Origin of the sequence: Vibrio sp. JC009 (assembly GCF_029016485.1) — a bacterium.
Taxonomy (GTDB): Bacteria; Pseudomonadota; Gammaproteobacteria; order Enterobacterales; family Vibrionaceae; genus Vibrio.
The window spans coordinates 643924-661699 of record NZ_CP092107.1; the positions used below are offsets into that span (position 1 = coordinate 643924).

Below are 17776 nucleotides of genomic sequence, written 5' to 3' on the forward strand. Positions count from 1 at the left end.
CTGTGATCATATACTCTCCTTTTAGGGAGAACACCATGCACATTGACCACTTCAAAGAACATTTTCAACCAATAACCGACCAACGTCAGAGTGCAAAAGTTACTTATTGCCTATTTGATGTCCTGTTTGGCTCATTGTGTGCGGTAATAGCAGGTGCTAAAGGTTGGTTTGATATTCGAGAATACATTCTTGGGCATCATGACTGGTTTAAACGTAATGGATTGTTTATAGAAGGTATTCCCGCCGACGATACCATCGCTCGAATTATCTCCACTATTGAACCTGAACAGTTTCATGAATGTTTCGTCAATTGGATGTCATCGGTACACACGCTGACAGAAGGTCAAGTGGTAGCTATTGACGGAAAAACGCTTCGTGGATCATACAACCGCGAAGATAGAGCCAGCACCATCCATATGATTAGTGCGTATGCTTCCTCAAATAAATTGGTGCTTGGACAGCTCAAAACCGATCAAAAAAGCAATGAGATAACAGCGATCCCAGAGCTGATAGAAATGCTTGATATCAAAGGAGCTTTAGTCACGATTGATGCAATGGCATGCCAGACCAAAATAGCCAAAGCCATTGTAGACAAAGGTGGAGATTACTTACTTGCAGTAAAAAGTAATCAAGGGAAACTCCGAAAAGCAGTGGAAAATGCCTTTTCAGCTCAGCGGGCTAATATGCCAGAGACAATCTCCTTAGAAAATGGACACGGACGTATTGAATCTCGTCAATGTTATGTCTTTGACAGCAAAGATCTTGGAGGTAATTTCTCACGCTGGAAAGGCCTGAAAAGTATCGTAATGGTTGAGAACTTCCGCCTTGAAAAAGGAAAAGCGGTTGACCTTGAATATCGTTACTACATCAGTTCCAAGGCTCTTAGCGCAGAGCAAGCCTTAGCAGCGGTAAGAGAGCATTGGGGCATAGAGTCCATGCATTGGGTTCTTGATGTCAGTATGGGTGAAGACGCCTGCCAGATATATAAAGATCATGGTGCAGAAAACTTATCTTGTCTGCGTCATATGAGCCTGAATATGCTTCGTGCTGAACCGACAAAGGTGAGCATTGTTGGAAAACAAAAGCGATGCATGATGAATACATCAATGCTGGAAACCGTTTTAAATGCAGGTTTTAGTCAGGTGGCGAAAAGCTGAGCACTCATGCGGTTGCCCTGACCTCTGGTTGGTCATGAACAGAAACCACCATTTCCGTTTATCTATTGTTAACGCCGGTGAAGAACCGCGACTATTTGCCGCAGTTTTTTGAGGACAGATCGCGACCTTCACTGGCGCTGTAGATTTAGAACGTCAGATCATCGTTAAAGCTATCCGTTTCCTGTGATGTTGCTTCCCGGTACATTTCCTCTATATCCTGACCATAGATTTGCCAGATAACTTCTCTCAGCTCGCCAAGGAACTGGTAAACGGTGTCCGCTTCTTCCGCAGACCAGTATATGGTCACCGCTATTCTTCTCATCAGTTTTTCCCCCGCCTGGTTGGTTTACGTTTTTCTGCCTGCTCTTTGGCTTCTTTGATCCGGTAGGACTCGCCTTCGATAGTGAGGATCTCGCTGTGATGTACGAGCCGATCGACAAGTGAGACAACACAAGCTGAGTTGGGGAAGACTTCGTTCCATTCACTGAAGACCCGGTTGGTCGTGATCACCGTTGAGCGTTGCTCGTAACGGCGGTTGACGATCTCGAACAGTAAGTCAGCATGACGATTTGAGTAAGAGAGATAACCGATTTCATCTATCACCAACAGGTCGGGTTGAGCATAGTGTTTAAGTCTGCGCCGCAAAGCGTTATCGCCATCCTGTGCTGCCAGGTCGCTGAGCATATTAGCCGCTGTGATAAACAGGGCTGTATGCCCTTCAATCACCGCCTGATGGGCCAGATTCTGCGCGATAGTGGATTTGCCAACCCCGTTACTGCCTATTAGGATCACGTTACTGGCTTCAGCGAAGAAGGTCAGTTGCATGAGTTCATGGATAGTCTGTTGATCAATGTGCTGTGGCCAGTCCCAGTCGAACTCTGCCAGTGGTTTGAAGTGTCCCAGTTTGGCGCTTCGCAACCGACGCTCTAATGAGCGCTGCTGACGTTCAGTAAGCTCCCAGTTGAACCAGACGCTCAGCCATTGCTGTTGCTCTTCTGTCAACTCAGCCCAATGCGCTTGCAGGCCATAGAGTCTGAGCATGTTAGCCTGTACTTTCAGGATTTCTTTATCACTGCTCATCGTCTGACTCCCGGGTATTGAGTTGATCGTAATCGGCGAGGCTGGCTAACTTGATCTGATATCCCTGCGCCTGCAGGGGCAAGTTCATGGGAACAGGCGGTGGTAACTGATGCTGCTCCCGGCGTTGTTCGAGAATTTGCTGAACCCCACCCGGGTACGGTACCTGTTTAGTCAGCGCCATATTGACCGCCAGATTAAATGCCTCACAGCCATAGTCATCCAGCAAGGCGATAAGTGCCTTAACCGTCCCTCTCAGGGTATGTCCCCGGCTAACGGCCTGCTCCAGTAAGGTATCGATATTGGAGCAGGCCTGGCGCAGACGATGCTGCCCTCGATGTTGCCTGGCCTTCGCCTTGTGTGCCACCAGAGCGTCAATGTGAGCGCTATCTTCAATTTGCTCGCCCTGGCTAAAACTGCGCCGGTGTTCGGCAACACAGCATTCACCATCGGAGATCCGTACCCGGGTCAGACTGGCATAAAGGGTTAACGGCTTTTGCACCAACGTATGCGGGATCGAGTAGTCATTGCGGTCGAAGCGCAGGTAAGGTGTTTTGCCAGAGCGTAATGCCTTTCGCTCATCCGTGTTAAACGGCGTATCTGGTAAGGGAAGCAGCAGTGGCCGCTCTTCGTTGAAGGCTTCCAGCACGGTCATGTCCCGGTTTTCCGGACATGTACGTTCCATGCTTTGGTGCTGACACCAGTGCGCCGCCTGAGCGTTTAGGTCTTCCAGATCACGCCACTGGCGACCGGCGAAGAAGTTATCCCGGATATAGCGGATCGCCCGCTCTACCCGACCTTTTTCATTTCCTCTGGCGACTGCGACGGGGCGAGGTTCGAAGTGATAATGTGCAGCCAGAGCCAGTAAGGTAGGGTGATATCGAATGGCATTACCCTGGCGCTCTAATACCGCTGAGCGTAAATTGTCATACAAAAGAACTCTGGGAAGGCCGCCCCAGGTGTTGAAGGCTGCGACATGCCCACGCAGGAAGCTCTCCATTTGCTGGTTTAAGTAAAAGCGCAGGAAGATTGCACGCGAGAAGCTCAGCACCATCACGAACGCCATCAGGGGACGTTTGGCTTTGCCCACCTCAATGTAACCGAAATGCCCCCAGTCAACCTGACCCTGCTCAGCTGGCAGGGTCCTTAATCGCAGGTAGGCTTCGGGGGCCGGTTTAGGGCGAAGCTGAGCAATATGATGACGGAACTGGCTGGGTTTACCGGGGTAACCACGCTGACGAACCATCTCATACAACCGTGCAGCGGTGAGCTTAGGGAAGTCGTTGAGAGTTTTAAGGATAAAGGGTAAATAGGGGTCAATCAGCAGTGGACGACTGGTGCGCCGGGCTTTAGGTATCCCTGCTTGCGACAACACCCGGTCAACCACACTGTGATGCACGTTCAGTTCACTGGCAATGGTGCCGACACGCCATTTCTCGACGTGATAATAACGCAATATTTTTGCTTCAAGGGCTTGGTCTATCGTCATGAGTGGCCTCCTGTGAGGTGATAAACCCTGACAGCAGCGGACTCATGTCTGCTGCGCGAGCGGTGAAACCGTCCCGTAGTCAGAAAATGGGAGCGTAAATACGGCTGACAGGCACATCCACAGAAGTGGCAGCAGAGCATCGCCGTTGACGGTCCCTTGTACTGACTTATTGACGGAGAAACCGGCTTTGCACGCAGTACAACATGGCTATGAGCAGGGGCGGAACCCTGATGCGTTACTTTTTCTTTTTGGCGGGCACGATAGCGCTTTTGACGCAGGGCGTTATTGTGCTTTCCCTGACGACTTTGCTGGTATTTCATCGCCGCTCTTTTGAGGGAGTCTGCACGGGCTTTTTCAGCACACCCGTCAGAACAATAGCGGTTACCGCGATCACACCGGGTACAGATGATCACTTGCTTATGGCAGCGTTGGCAATTGAACAGTCGGCTGGAATCAGGCATCGGCAAAAAAAGGCCGATGAGGGCTGGATTTATTCCTCTTCTACAGCAACACTTAAGAGGGTCGCGCACCATGCGCGGGCTGGTAAGGCATGACGTCGGTGATCGCCAAATCAAATATGGCGTCATGCCGTTCTCACGGCACTTCTTGTTATAGCTCTACTCTGAAAATCTTGCCTGTTTTAGCCTGAAAATTTACCTGAACAGAGATCATTCTTTGTGGAGGTATTTAGGCTCTGGGAAATTTAGACTTTAAAGATCTGCGGCAAATAGTGGCGGTTTTAGACCGTTATTTACATCTATTAACAAACTCTACTCAGTCTCCTATTGCATGAAGGCTGCCTAAGGTTTGGCTATAGGTTTTGCTTCAAACATTTCCAAATAACCACTTTTAAGAGTTCACTTGTCGAATTCAGTCCTTTCGGTATCGATAGTGCGACAATTGGGTATCCTTCGATATATGGAATCAACAAAGACACGGCTTGAGCAAGCGCTTCATCATTGTCGGAAATTGGCCTGAGCTTTTCTGTCATTATTTCAGAAAACGATACGTAATATCCTGCCAAGTACTTATTGATTACCTCATTCCTAGAAGATATCGCCCAAAACTCCCTGAAGAGGCGGCTCATATCGGATTCATCAAAGGCATATAACAGAAAGCTGTGTAGGAGTTCCCCTAATTCTTCCTCCGTCGTGATTTCAGGTAACTCGTGAATCATAGCGATGATCTGCTGGAAGTATCTGTCTGTTACAGCCTTTAGCAAATCATCTTTTGTTTTGTAGTAATACTGCAAGGAGCTCAAGGTAATGCCACAGCGTGAAGCAATCTTGCGCATCGTCACCCCATAGTCACCATGGGTTTTCAAAACATTTAACGTTTCATCAATAATTTGGTCTATTCGCTCAGATCTCTTAGACACGTTTGCTCCGCTTTTTCATACCGCTATTGACGCCATTATACGCGAAAAACCAGATTTGTTGACATCATCGGTCGACTGACCGATAATCTCTAACGGTCACCTGACCGATAAAAGTAGTGATTCAGTCCAAAGGTTGAATATAAAGGCTGCCTATATAGCTGAATCCCTTTAAGAAACTGTAGGCCAAGAACAATGACCCACACACGTCATGGCTGAGATAGAAGGTTATTTCCATGTTTCAATCAATCAAAAAAGTTACCAAAAACATCATCCCGTTTATGGTTTTAGCGACCGCTCTACATGTAGAGGCGAAAGATATGAGTCAAATTGATATTGCTACCAATTACTATGATTCTCTTTATAAAGGTGATTACAGTACAGTAAGACAACTTGCTTCATCTGACTTAATCTTTAAAGATCCAACGGCACCGGAAGGATATGGCGTCCCTAATCAAATAGACAGCTTAAACAACTTCGTTGAGTTCTTTGAAGCCAATTCACAAGGCCCAATGCAGGTAAGTTACGCTGAAAAGTTCGCTTCCAATGATCAGGTTGTCTTGCAGGTACAATTAAAAGGTGTCGTTCCTGCAAATATGGTAGGTATGGGAGAAGGTTCTGTAGAGTACATATCGAACGGCTTTACTGTCATTCATATGTCAAATGGGAAGGTAATGAGCCACACCGATTATATTGATTATTCAGGCACCAAACTTACCAAGCTAGATGATTAGCCGCAGTTCAAGCCTCACTCCATCACGAGTGAGGCTTTGATACTCACCAGACAAAAATCCTTTTGTCGGTCATTGTGAAACCAAGACTGTTGTGGGTGATCGCCTCGGTAGTGTTGCTTTCATATATGAATTGAACATCTTTCGAATTCGCATATCGCAGTACAAGTTCAGCATCTAAGCCCATACTTCTGAGAATATCTTTAAGTTCGTTGATATCGTTTAAATTTTTCTCATACAGCCACAGTGCAGACCAAACCTTGGTTACAAACTCTCCAACATTGTTGCTGGTTTCTTGAAGTGCGATTACTATTTTGTCCGGTAGACAATGATCTGTAATGGAATGTAGTCCGGCGGGTTCGATAGAATTTTCAATTATCTGAGTTATAGATATCGGTTTATAGATGAATTTCTTATCACCTCTGCTTCTTAGAAAATCATCAGCTTGGCTAGCCAGATTTGCCAATGGGGAGACGGTGGTAAAATAATAATTTACATTCTTGTTCATAAATGGCACCAATTGTATTGCTCCTGTCTATGGCGCGAGTTCATTACAGGTTTAAATGTTTTGAAAGCGCTTATGAGACAATAAGCGCCCTTATTCCATTTAAGGGGATCCTTTTCAGGTTAGTTGAGATGGTATTTCTTTAGCACTTCGTCTTTCTTTTCGCTTTCAAGAGAAGCCATGTAACCTTTCCAACCCGGACAAAAACTTATATGCCATCGCCAGAGTTTCCCGGAAAAGGAGTTTGGATTTTTGTCATATTTCGCTCTGTGTTTACACGTTTCGCAGTTATGCTTTTTCATATTGGTTCTCCCGGTGTTTAGTTAAATATCTTGTATCTGCCAGAGCCAATTAATCCGCTCACAATATGAGAAAAGGAATCTGGTGACTGGTATTCCGGGTACTGACGAAACATTTCAGTGGTGCGTTCTATTTCAGAGCACTCTTCTAAATGAGCCAGTAATTCTTTCCTGCCTTTTCCTGCCACTTCAGTCTTTAAAATAGTGTCCTGTTTCGAAAAGTTTTTGCCTTGTGTTAAGGCCATCGCGGCATGCTGATGGCAATTACAGGCATTCTTTTTGTTAACTAATCCACAGTGGCTTCCCATGAACTTCTGTAACGCCTTTCTGCCACGAGAAAGACGAGCACGGAACGCTTCTGGGGTGGTACCTAATATAACAGCGCCTTCTTTGCTCGTAACACCAGCGAACTCACCAAGTATTACCGCAATTCGCACATCTCTTTCTAAACATGTGAGAGACCCTTGCATACAGTTGAGCCTGACCTCTTCCAGTAATACGCCCCTTTCCGGATCAGATGCCTCTAAAGGAGGAGCATCGATAGTGACGGTTGTAATAATCTCCCCAAAAGAGTCGAACGTCAGTTCTGGATGTGAGCTCTTTTGCTTGCGTTTTGTGAGTAGGTGATTACAGGCAATTTTGTATACCCAAGTGTTGAAGGCACTTTCTTCCCGAAAGTCACTCAGGTGTGTAATAACCTTAATCAATATCTCATGCGTTTGATCTTCGGCATCTTCAGGGTGTCCAAGCATCCGTAGTGCTAACCCATAAATGCTGTCTTTGATGCTACGAACAACAACATCAAGTGCCTCTTGATCTCCGCTCTTTGCATTCCTGACATATTGCTCCAGATTTGAGTTCATTTATTAGCCCTTTCGCTTTTATTTTCTATTTAGACTTTCTAGAAAAAAAAGTGTGACACAAAAAAGTGAAAAAATTCATAGGGTGGTATCCAGATTGTCGTTGATCCCCGCTTTTCCTTTGATATTTGTAATGATTCACCCTGTGTATACGCAGGTTTCGAAAAGCAAATGCAATCAGCACAATACCAATAAATTGAGGTTTATAATTAATGGGTAGGATCATGGCTGTAATGTTGTATAAATACTGAACGGTATAATCAACCACACCAATCATTATTATCAGTAAATTAGCTACCACAAAGATGGAGTGCGTCTGATTTTTGGGAAGCCTTGAATGACAAAAGGCTATTATGAGCATCAAATAACCAACGCCAATCTCCCCTGACAGAGCAAGCCATCTGGTTAAGTCAGGTACAGGATTCGAGCTGGTAGCAATTTGATCGAAGAGCATTGTGGCAAATGGGTCGAACACCTTTACTGAGCCAGCTAATAGAACAAACCCACCGAGCAGTCCAGTTAGTATTATTTCTGCTTTGTTACGTTTCTTACCCCGGAGCATCAGATAACCGAATAGTGCGTAAAGCAAGGTCAATGCAGCTATCACATAATCTGTAAAGTGCAGGTTCATGTCGTTTCCTCAAAGATTTCTGACTATTACTCTTTAGACGCGCGAGAAATAAAACTGTGACTGAGGAAGGCCATAAAAAGTGGATAACAATATTGGAACTATCAAGAAAGCTCTATGTTTTGCTTAAGTTTAAAACCGAATAGGTAGTATCGAAAATAGCTTACGTATGCATGTTATCGGAAGTATTTCCCGTGCAGGTTGTGGAAGGTTTTGTCCAGAACCTTCCATTTTCAGCATCTCGCATAGGGGGGCCGTTCGTAGTTTTGGGATACAAAAAGTTACTTGAAAGCGGCTTATAGAGCTTTTACGTTAAATTGCTTTTGTCCCGGACAGAGTCAGAACACCCCGAACTGTCCCCGGAATGACAAAGCCCGGAATTGACATACTTTTGAGCCGGTTGCCTGGGACAGAGTAACAAACAAAAATTGAAGCTGATCTTCTCTTTATGCATATAATAAAACTAAGGAACAGAAAGTAATGTGGAGTTCAGATGTTACATCTTCTTCGTGGCAGAATTTACCCAGTGCTAATAGTGAGCATGTCTTTGCTACTGCTCCCCTGCGTGGCTACTGCTACTCCTCAAGGAGAACCCTTTGTAATGCATTCTAGCCAACCAGAAAATACGCCTTTATCCACTTGGTTAAGACTTGTTTATCTGGAGTTATTCGACCGCATAAAAGTCCCCTTAAAAATCGTAAAATTGCCGGAAAAACGGGCTTCCATAGATGCTGAAGATGGAAAAGTCGATGGACAATTCACTCGTATATTTTCGTATCAGAATTTTTATCCTAACCAAATCAGAGTCAATGTACCGGTTGTCAGGGTCAGTATTCTGGCTTTGGCAAAAAGTGATGCGGATATACATTTTGATGATGGTTGGAGGAGCCTTAAAGGTTCGCAAGTGAGGGTCGGATATATGAGAGGTATCCTTCTCGTTGAGAAAAACGTCACCAAAAGAATTCCTCTAACTGATATAAGTGCCGCAAATAATATTGAACAAGGATTAATGAAGCTTAAACACGGTAGAACCGATGTATTTATTCACTCAAATCTAGCGCTTTTCCCATTTCTAAACTCTGATGTATTCCGCAATGACATAGCTCCCGCAGGCATAATGCAAAGTGCCGACTTATTTCCCTACGTCAACATAAAGCACAGAGCGCTGGTGCCACAGCTAGAGAAAACATTGCGAGAGATGAAAGAAGAAGGAGTGATCAGGCAATACTGTTATAAAGCTTTTGGTGATGACGCTGATAAAATTTGTAATGATGCGCTGCCATTGTGACAATTCACCCCTTGAACGACTTCTCCCAAATATAAGCAATTTCAGGGCTTGAAGCATTAGATTAAAGTAGGAATAGTTATGCAAAAGCCTCGTTCCCATGGTCCTCCGTGGGAATGTATATGGACTCCCCCTGTAACACAAGTGGTTTAAGATAATAAGAGTTTATGCAAGTGCACGTATATTCGGTTTCATCATGGGGCGCTACCCCGAACCTTTATGGCTAAATCCACTAACAAGGCTTCTAATCGCAGTCCAGGCATTTATTGCCTCATTCCCACACAGAGTTTGCCTTGTGTGCTGTGCTAACACTTTATCTTAATTACTTGCTATTACGCTGGTTTGTCGTTTGCTCCAAATTCAGCTTTACCTTATTTCAGTTAAGCTAACTTAAGCTGGTAAGGCTGTTTTGATTTCAATATGGCACACGCCATCCTGACTATCTTATTCGCTAGAGCAATAACGACTTTATTCACATGGTTTCTCTCTAACAGAGAGCGTATCCACTGACTAAGTGGATCAGTTTTATCTTTGACATGACTAACTACAGCTCGGGCACCATGAACGACAAGAGCTCTGAGATAACGATCTCCTCGCTTAGTAATGCCAAGGTTGATATTTCTACCTCCACTTCCTGTATGAGCAGGCACTAATCCAATGCTTGCGCTTGCATCCCTACCACACTTATAAGCCGATGCATTTCCTAACCTGGCATACAAAGCACTGCCTGAAATCCATGAAATACCCGGTAACGAGGCTAAAAGCTTACAATCTTCATTTTGTTTTGCCTGATTGGTAAGAGCTTGAGTGGCATCATCAATTTGGGTATCAAGCGCGAGCAACTGTTCTTTAAGATTATTTAGAATAAACCGAGCAGCATGGGTTAATTCATTTTCAGCATTTTCCAACTCAAACGGTAGCTGTTTTCTGAGCGAATTGATTCCTATGGGAAATTTGATGCCATATTCCATCGCAAGCCCCCGGATACGGTTAGCAAGCTGTGTTCGTTGCTTAATATAACCTTCCCGCAGTCTTAGTAAGCAGGCAAGATCTTGCTGTTCAACAGTTTTAACCGGAACGAAATGAATATCTGTCCGCTGACTGGCTTCATAAATAGCCAAAGCATCATTGGGATCATTTTTATTTCCCGAGCGATACTTAGCGGCGATCTGAGCAGGCACGAGTAAGACTTGATGTCCTGCCTGCTGGAACTTTCGACCCCAATAATGAGCCGTTGCACAAGCTTCCATACAAATAACAGCTTTGGGGTGCTTAGCCACCATTGAAATTAACTTTGATTGAGATACTTTTTGATTAGATGAAAGCTTTCCGTGCTTATTAATTATCGCAACTTGAATAACAGTCTTAGCAAGGTCGATAGAAATAGTGATATTCTTGTTCATGGCATGGGCTCCTTTTTAGTTGACACTCTTACCTTAGCCGATATTTTCGACGAAGGTGAGGGAGTCCATGCCATTGCATATCAGACTCAAAGTTACCAGCCGAAATATAAACTTTCACGGAACTTATTTTCTGTTCTTTTAGTGTGTTACGTGAATATTTTCAGCTGCGGCATGCATTCCCACGCAGGAGCGTGGGAATGAGGGCGTGGTGAGTGATGCGCTGCCGTTTTTCGGTTAAGAACGGGGAAACATTCTTTATTACATTAAAACTAACTGCGGGCATCTTCCAGTGCCATATACAGGCAAGGAACCACAATCAGTACCAACAGCGATGAAATTAGCAGACCAAATGCAATACTGATAACCAGCGGGATCAAAATTTGAGCCTGAAGGCTGGTCTCAAACAGAAGCGGCAACATACCTGCAACGGTAGTGGTCGTTGTCAGCATAATCGCTCTCAGTCTTTCCTGGCTGGCCTGACGTGCAGCATGGTGAATATCCATTCCGTTAGCGCAGTTATGTTTTACAAACTCAACCAGCAGAATTGAGTTATTCACCACGATACCGGCCAGCGACACAAAGCCCACCAGACTTGGCATTGCCAGATTGTGGCCCATAATAATATGGCCCCAAATCACGCCAATCAGTGAAAGCGGAATGGCAAGCATAACAATGAGTGGTTCTGAATAGGTTTTGAACTGCAGGCTCAGCAGCACAAACACACCAATCAGACCGAACAGGAAGCCCTTACCAAGGGACGAACCGGTTTCAGCACTGTTCGCCATTTCGCCTTCTATCTGATAGTTCAGCCCCGGAAATTCGCTCTGCAACCGATTCAGCAACCTTGTCTGCGTATCCGTCACCACTTCCCGTGTATTCGTCACTAATGAGTTCACCGAGCCGTAAACGGTAACCGTCTGCTTACGGTCAACACGGTTAATCTGCGAAAACTCACGGCTCAGGCTGATATCAGCAATACTCATCAAAGGAATGCGCTCGCCTGTCTTGGGATGAATCACAGGGAAGTTTTCAAACTCATCAATGGACTGAACCGGCTCCCTTTGCAGCTCAACCACAATATCGATTTGGTCTAAGCCACGGTATACTGCGTCCACTTCAACACCGTAGTATGCTGCTCGAAGCTGGTTTGCCACATCTCTTGCGGTCAGCCCTAAGGTTCTGGCCTCTGGTTTCAGAGACAGTGACAACTCCGGCTTACCATCTCTTAAATCAGTGAACACCGCATAAACACCCGGGTAATCCTGCAGCCAGCCTTTAAGTTCATCGGCTGCCAGTTGCAGCTTATCCATGGAGACACCGTTCAGCCTTATCTCTATCGGGCGCCCTGCAGGGCCAAGTGCTGGCTCTGTCAGCACAAGATTCTGAACCTCCGGCATAACAGGCAGTTTTTCCAGCCAGACACTGATAAAGTCATCGAGCACAGTATTGCGCTGCTCGGACGGAAGCAGGTCGGTACTTATGGTCACCAGATGCGGACCTTCTTCGAAGGCATCGGCATTTTGTCCGTAGGTAATACTGATATGACGGATTAACGCCTCACTTTCATTTTCGCTCTCTTCAAGCGATGCTGCCGCTTCTTTCAAAGCCTGAATCACTTTCTGAGCATGCTCTTCGGTTACTGATAATGGCGTACCGGTAGGCATGGTAATACGCGCCTGCAGAACATCCCCTTCCATCTTTGGAAGTGCATTAAATTTCAATACCCCTCCAGGCAGCATGCTGACACTGACAAAAAACAGAGCAATAGTCGCACCGATAACCAGTTTGCGGTACTCAATAGCGGTTTCTACAATTGCACCCAGCTTGTCGCGCAGCCATTCAAAACCTTTGTCCACTTTTTTACGAATTGGGCCTGGCTCGTCTTTGTCGCCATGCTTCATTGTGTGATACAGATGGCTTGGCAAAATCAGGAATGCTTCAACCAAACTGACGGTTATTACGATTAGAAGTACCGCAGGTATCGCCTTTAGCACCTGCCCGAGATCGCCCTGCAAGGTCAGCAGAGAACCAAAGATAAGCACGGTTGTTGCGAAAGAAGAAAGCACACCGCGGCCAACCCTTTTGGTTCCGTTTACTGCAGCATCAATGGGAGAAAGCCCTTTTTTAAACTCAGCCGCAATACTTTCCGAAATAACAATGGCGTCATCCATCAGTATCCCGAGCGCCAGCAAAAGTGCCACCAGACTCATCATATTGATGGTGATACCAAATACCGACATGATAAAGAAGCTGGCCATAAAACTGACTGGCAGACCCATTGCTACCCAGAATGAATATCTCAGGCTAAAGAAAAGCAGTAGCGTCACGAATACCAGAACAAAGCCCTGAATCGAGTTCTCTATCAGCATGGACAGACGTTCAATTACGATCGAGGTCATATCCTCGGTCATATGCAGACTGACAGTGTCCGGAAGTTCTCTCTCTTTTTTCGCAACAAATACCTTGACCGCCTCAAGCACTTTCAGACTGTCCTGACCGGTATTTTTCTCAATCTTCAGAAGCGCAGCTGGCAGGCCATCAAACTCGACATTCTGCTCAGGCAGACTGAAGAACTCATCGATCTCAGCAATATCACCAAGGGTGATCTGCGCACCGTTTTCACCACTCAATACTTCAAGGCGACGCAAATCATCCGCTTTTATCCGCTGGTCATCAAAACTAAGATCGTACTCCCGGTTGTTGGTCAGCAATGTTCCAAGCGGCATATCCTGATTGTAGGCGGCCACAATATCGGCAATAGCATTAACACTCAGGCCATATTGACGAATTGCTTCCGGCTTCAGACGAACACGCAGTTCACGCTGGGAAAAACCGTTAAGGCTAACCAAAGGGATTGCAGGATCCTGCAGCATCTCTTCTTTCAGCTCTTCAGCCAGATCCTTCAGCATCAGTCTGTCTGCCTGCTGAACGGTCACGGCAACAGTGATCACAGCCTGAGTCCGGCCAACGTCTTCAATAACCGGAACTTCAGCTTCAGCCGGGAAATTATCGATACCGTCAACCGCAGTGCGGACATCATCCTTAAACAGCTCAAAGTTACCGGATGGCGGCATTTCCAGAGTCATGATCCCAACGCCACTGCGTGACTAGCACTGAGCTTCTTTTAGTGGCGTTAGCGTGGTAACCGCATCTTCCATGGGACGACAAATCGCGTCCTCAACGTCAGCAGGTCCGGCACCGGGATAAACCACTCTTACCTGCATCTGATTTTTTTCGATATTTGGTAGTGTCTCTTTCACCAGTCCCGGCATGTAAAACACACCGGCCAGCAGAAACATAACCATCATCAGGTTCGATGCAGTGGGATGGGCAGCAAAAAAGCGAAGCATTATTCACCTCCTGACTTTCGTGGAAGCATTGCCTTAGTTTTAAGCGCAGCTTGCAGCTCCTGATCATGGATACCCTCAACCTTTCTTCCCGGAAGAGCTGAAGCCATATCACTGGTAATAATCAGGCTGTTTTCAGCCAGTTGCTCAGGACTGAACAGCAACCAGTCATCCATCATCAATGCGGGCTTCAAAGCGGAGATTTTCAGTCTGTCTTCAGCTATCTGGTACAGGCCCTGATCATGTAATGCATGCCTTGGGATAAGCACACCTGGCTTTGGATTTGCCGCCAGTTCAACTGAAACCTGCATACCTTTTAGCAAAGGAGGCTGAACGCCAGGTTTAATATCTTTATAAGGTTCGTCAACTTCCACCAGTATGGTGGCGGTCTGAGTTGACATGCTGACGGACTCACCGACACTCACAACTCGTGCTGACCAATAAAGGTTGCCAGAAAGTGCCAGATGCACCCGCGCGTTCAGGCCCAATGTCTGAATAAGATCCTGAATAAGCTGAGCATTAACTTCAGCGTCGTGAATGTCAGAAAATACCGGACTTGTTATCTGATTTGACTCAGTTGCCCAAACCAGGAATTCACGCAGACGCTTAAGTGGGATCTGAGTACTGATTTCAACTTTATCTATGTTGTCTGCAAAAAACAGTGCCTTGCCGGTTGCAACAAACTGCCCGTCTTCAGCAACAACATTGTTCACACGACCGGTAAATGGCATATAAAACTTAGTACGGTCGATATTACGCTGCTGCAATACAATATTTGCCTCAGCGCTCTTTAGCTGGGCTTTTGCCATGGCTAAGGTACTTGGCAACATGGAAATATCACGCTCCAGGTTAACCTTCTCAAGACGAAGCGAAATAACGTTCTGCTTTTCCGCATCCAGAGCCGACTGAGATATGGAGCCCCTTTTTGATAGTTTGGTTTTACGCGCCAGTTCCTGCTCTGCAATGGCAAGGCGCTCTTTTAATAGCTTGTGGTTCTCTTTCAGGCTCTTTTCCCTAAGCTCAAGCTCTACAATATCTGTTTGTGCTGAAATGCTGCTCGCTTCAGCCTGCTCAAGAGCCAGCTTGTAATCGGTAGCATCAATTTCAGCAACCAGTGTGCCTTTATCTAAAAGCGCACCATTTTTCAGGTCATTGCTCACATAGGTGAGCCTGCCGTTGACCTCAGCAATCGCCTGATATTGTGTTGTCGGCTTTACAACACCGTGCCCGGTTATTCTCGGTTCAACATCTCTGTACTCAACCTTGATATAAGAAACATCAATGGCTTTTTCACCGCTATCCTGATGTGCAGGCCCCTTACCCGACTTTACAACCGCTACCACCACCAGAACCCCCGACAGAATTAAGGCAATGGCAGTCCAGCGACTTTTTAACAGATTAGAAAATTGATTCATTATTGAATTTCCTCGTTACGCTACGCTTCGTTTCAACAAATCACTTATGTGCTGCTTCCATTCCACACTAGCAACGGTTTCCAGGTCTATTCCCACAGCTTCTTCCAGCAGTGGCTGAGACATTATCGGAAAGCCGATAAGGCTCATAAATGACGCAATAAAGTACTTAAGGTTAATATCACTTCTTATCACACCTTCTTCCTGGAGCTGACCAAAAAGCTGCATCAGTCCAACAGGCGAGATACTTGAGAACTCATTAATAATAATGGGCTTAATTTCTGAGTCCTTAGTGATCACTTCATCCTGGAAAAATTTAAATAGCCAACGATCTTCCAAAAGAAGGTCAATGACTCCGCTTACCAAGACTTCAAATATTCTTTCACGGTCTTTCATCACATCGGCGCTGAGGCTGGCCAGTTTTATTTGACGATTTTTGGCAGCCTGTTTAAGCATGGCTTCGAACAGCCCTTTTTTGTTCCCAAAATAATAACTAATCATCCCGGACTGAGTGCCTGCATGCGCCGCTAACTCTCTGATAGTGATAGAACTATAGTTTTTTTCCATCAAAAGAGTGCGTGCTGCATCCAACAGGGCTGCACGTGTTTTTTCCTGTAGTTCCGGGTTCTTAGGACGTCCTCTGCTCATAAAATCTCATTTAATTGATCACGTGATAAATTAAATAATAGAACGAGATTATGTTTTAATCAAGATCATTTGCAGGGGGAATTTAACGAGAGTTGGTCTTACCAGATCAGCTCACTGAAAGACAAAGGGCACGCTTGATTGCGTGCCCTTTGAAGTTATTTCTGCTGCGCCGGATGGCAGGTTACCTAATTATTAGCCCCCTACCAATTCATACAGAGGCTCATTTGTGTAATGACCGGAAAGCTTTGTCACATTAACTGACAGTAAAATGTTTTCGCAGCTTGCTCCGGAAATTGCGCATGACAAATAGCCGATACTAAAGCAATACCTTCCACACCTGTCCCGGCAACCGCCTGAATATTGGATGCATTAATTCCTCCAATCGCCACAACCGGAAGTGTGCTCTGCTTAACGGCTGCTTTCAGTCCGTCTATCCCCCACTCCTTTTTAATATCTGTCTTGGTCGGTGTGGCGAAGATGGCGCTTAGTCCCAGATAGTCAACAGGTAAGGATTTGGCCTCTTCCAGTTGCTTCTGGCTTTCCACTGACAGGCCGATAATTTTGTCCTCTCCCAGTAGCTGACGGGCCAGTTCAGCTGGCATATCCGACTGACCAAGGTGAACACCATCAGCATCTACCGCCAGTGCCACATCCACTCTGTCATTGATAACCAGAGGGACATTGGTGCCCTGCAGTACCTGCTTTATTGCCTTCGCTTTATTAATAAAAACGCGTATATCTGAGTGCTTTTCACGCACCTGAACTATGGTTACGCCACCGGCCACGGCCTGTTCTACAACTTTAATTGTTGTGGGTAGATCTTGTTGCTCATCTGTCACCAGATATAGACGGTATGGGTTCATTTTTATTCCTGTTCTTATTTAGTATTAAGCGACTGTACTTTCATCGAAAAAGGCCAGCTCCAGTCGGCTGGCTTCCAGAAAGGCTGCTTTCATCTGCTCTTTTACACTCTCTGAGCTTTTCTCTGCCTGCTGCTCTACCATACCGATAAAAAAATCGACTTCTGTAATAAATTCCGTTGCCCGGTAGCAGTCGATCCAGCTCTGGTAGGGATTAGGCTGAGCGTTCTGCTCTGCCCGGAAATAGATATCCAGTCCGACCTGGCTGTATAACCAAAAACAGGGCAGCAAAGCCGCAAGGGCAACCGGATATGAAGCGGATTTAGCCTGCATAATAAGAAAATCGCAGTAACGACGGATAACCGGAGAAGGCTGACTGGCGGGCAACACACCAAATTCTCTTGAGAGCGAAAGGTTGAGCGCTTTCTCCATCTCTATAATTTCATCTGCCATCCTTTTAAGAAAACTACGTTCAGCAGGGACTTCTGCTCTGGCCGACGCGGCGTCAAGCGCCTGTGCATCGCGCAGAAGATAGTACATATCCTGTGACAGATAATGACTGAAAGCCGGTTGTGGCAGATCACCGTTTTCCAGCCCGGTGGCAAACGGATGGGTAACCAGCGCGTTATAGACAGGAGTCACCTCCTGCCATAACTGCGCAGTAAACTCACCTGCCGGTTTGATTTGCATTGAGTTCATT

The 17776-nt window shown here is 45.8% G+C and carries 16 protein-coding genes and 1 pseudogene; 4 read left to right on the top strand and 13 right to left on the bottom strand.

All coding sequences use genetic code 11. The features are described 5' to 3' along the window. Positions 1–35 precede the first annotated feature (35 nt). Positions 36–1157 (top strand): ISAs1 family transposase, encoded by a 1122-nt coding sequence (locus tag L3Q72_RS17815; RefSeq protein WP_275129476.1) that lies wholly within the window; start codon positions 36–38, stop codon positions 1155–1157. Between the two features lie 145 nt (positions 1158–1302). On the opposite strand, the gene L3Q72_RS17820 is transcribed toward L3Q72_RS17815, so the two are convergent. From L3Q72_RS17820 to istA, 3 genes are read right to left on the bottom strand one after another with little or no spacing between them, the layout of a single operon-like run. Then, positions 1303–1479 carry a hypothetical protein gene (locus tag L3Q72_RS17820; protein ID WP_275130852.1) on the bottom strand — a complete coding sequence of 59 codons (177 nt, stop codon included), beginning with the start codon at positions 1477–1479 and terminating at the stop codon, positions 1303–1305. Continuing rightward, positions 1479–2237 carry an IS21-like element helper ATPase IstB gene (istB, locus tag L3Q72_RS17825; RefSeq protein ID WP_275130851.1) on the bottom strand — a complete coding sequence of 253 codons (759 nt, stop codon included), beginning with the start codon at positions 2235–2237 and terminating at the stop codon, positions 1479–1481. The genes L3Q72_RS17820 and istB overlap by 1 nt, the downstream gene beginning before the upstream one ends. Next, positions 2227–3723: an IS21 family transposase gene (istA, locus tag L3Q72_RS17830; protein ID WP_275130850.1), complete on the bottom strand. Its 1497-nt coding sequence runs from the start codon at positions 3721–3723 to the stop codon at positions 2227–2229. The genes istB and istA overlap by 11 nt, the downstream gene beginning before the upstream one ends. 203 nt (positions 3724–3926) lie before the next feature. Here istA and L3Q72_RS17835 point away from each other — a divergent pair, with 203 nt between their 5' ends. Then, a complete protein-coding gene (locus L3Q72_RS17835; protein WP_275130849.1) occupies positions 3927–4277 on the top strand; it encodes a hypothetical protein in 351 nt (116 codons plus the stop codon). A gap of 257 nt (positions 4278–4534) precedes the next feature. Here the strand turns inward: L3Q72_RS17835 and L3Q72_RS17840 are convergent, their stop codons facing one another. Beyond that, entirely contained in the window at positions 4535–5101 is a 567-nt protein-coding gene (locus tag L3Q72_RS17840) for a TetR/AcrR family transcriptional regulator (RefSeq protein WP_275133510.1), read from the bottom strand. 233 nt (positions 5102–5334) lie between these two features. Here L3Q72_RS17840 and L3Q72_RS17845 point away from each other — a divergent pair, with 233 nt between their 5' ends. Then, entirely contained in the window at positions 5335–5832 is a 498-nt protein-coding gene (locus L3Q72_RS17845) for an ester cyclase (RefSeq protein ID WP_275133511.1), read from the top strand. Between the two features lie 43 nt (positions 5833–5875). Here the strand turns inward: L3Q72_RS17845 and L3Q72_RS17850 are convergent, their stop codons facing one another. The 3 genes from L3Q72_RS17850 to L3Q72_RS17860 form a co-directional block, all read right to left on the bottom strand. Continuing rightward, positions 5876–6337: a DsbA family protein gene (locus tag L3Q72_RS17850; RefSeq protein ID WP_275133512.1), complete on the bottom strand. Its 462-nt coding sequence runs from the start codon at positions 6335–6337 to the stop codon at positions 5876–5878. 316 nt (positions 6338–6653) lie between these two features. Further along, positions 6654–7496, bottom strand: a complete 843-nt coding sequence (locus tag L3Q72_RS17855; RefSeq protein ID WP_275133513.1) for an RNA polymerase sigma factor — start codon at positions 7494–7496, stop codon at positions 6654–6656. A gap of 25 nt (positions 7497–7521) precedes the next feature. Then, positions 7522–8124 (bottom strand): hypothetical protein, encoded by a 603-nt coding sequence (locus tag L3Q72_RS17860; protein ID WP_275133514.1) that lies wholly within the window; start codon positions 8122–8124, stop codon positions 7522–7524. A 598-nt stretch (positions 8125–8722) separates the two neighbouring features. Here L3Q72_RS17860 and L3Q72_RS17865 point away from each other — a divergent pair. After that, positions 8723–9409: a transporter substrate-binding domain-containing protein gene (locus tag L3Q72_RS17865; RefSeq protein ID WP_275133515.1), complete on the top strand. Its 687-nt coding sequence runs from the start codon at positions 8723–8725 to the stop codon at positions 9407–9409. A 377-nt stretch (positions 9410–9786) separates the two neighbouring features. On the opposite strand, the gene L3Q72_RS17870 is transcribed toward L3Q72_RS17865, so the two are convergent. From L3Q72_RS17870 to L3Q72_RS17895, 6 genes and pseudogenes are all read right to left on the bottom strand, one after another. Continuing rightward, a complete protein-coding gene (locus tag L3Q72_RS17870) occupies positions 9787–10809 on the bottom strand; it encodes an IS110 family transposase (protein ID WP_275129409.1) in 1023 nt (340 codons plus the stop codon). 269 nt (positions 10810–11078) lie between these two features. Then, a pseudogene (locus L3Q72_RS17875) lies at positions 11079–14159 on the bottom strand (efflux RND transporter permease subunit). Continuing rightward, positions 14159–15571, bottom strand: coding sequence for a hypothetical protein (locus tag L3Q72_RS17880; RefSeq protein ID WP_275133516.1), 1413 nt, complete (start codon positions 15569–15571; stop codon positions 14159–14161). The pseudogene L3Q72_RS17875 and the gene L3Q72_RS17880 overlap by 1 nt, the downstream one beginning before the upstream one ends. A 15-nt stretch (positions 15572–15586) precedes the next feature. Next, entirely contained in the window at positions 15587–16216 is a 630-nt protein-coding gene (locus L3Q72_RS17885) for a TetR/AcrR family transcriptional regulator (RefSeq protein ID WP_275133517.1), read from the bottom strand. 248 nt (positions 16217–16464) lie between these two features. Then, entirely contained in the window at positions 16465–17079 is a 615-nt protein-coding gene (thiE, locus tag L3Q72_RS17890) for a thiamine phosphate synthase (protein WP_275133518.1), read from the bottom strand. Between the two features lie 24 nt (positions 17080–17103). Next, positions 17104–17775 (bottom strand): TenA family protein, encoded by a 672-nt coding sequence (locus L3Q72_RS17895; RefSeq protein ID WP_275133519.1) that lies wholly within the window; start codon positions 17773–17775, stop codon positions 17104–17106. Between the last annotated feature and the right edge of the window lies 1 nt (position 17776).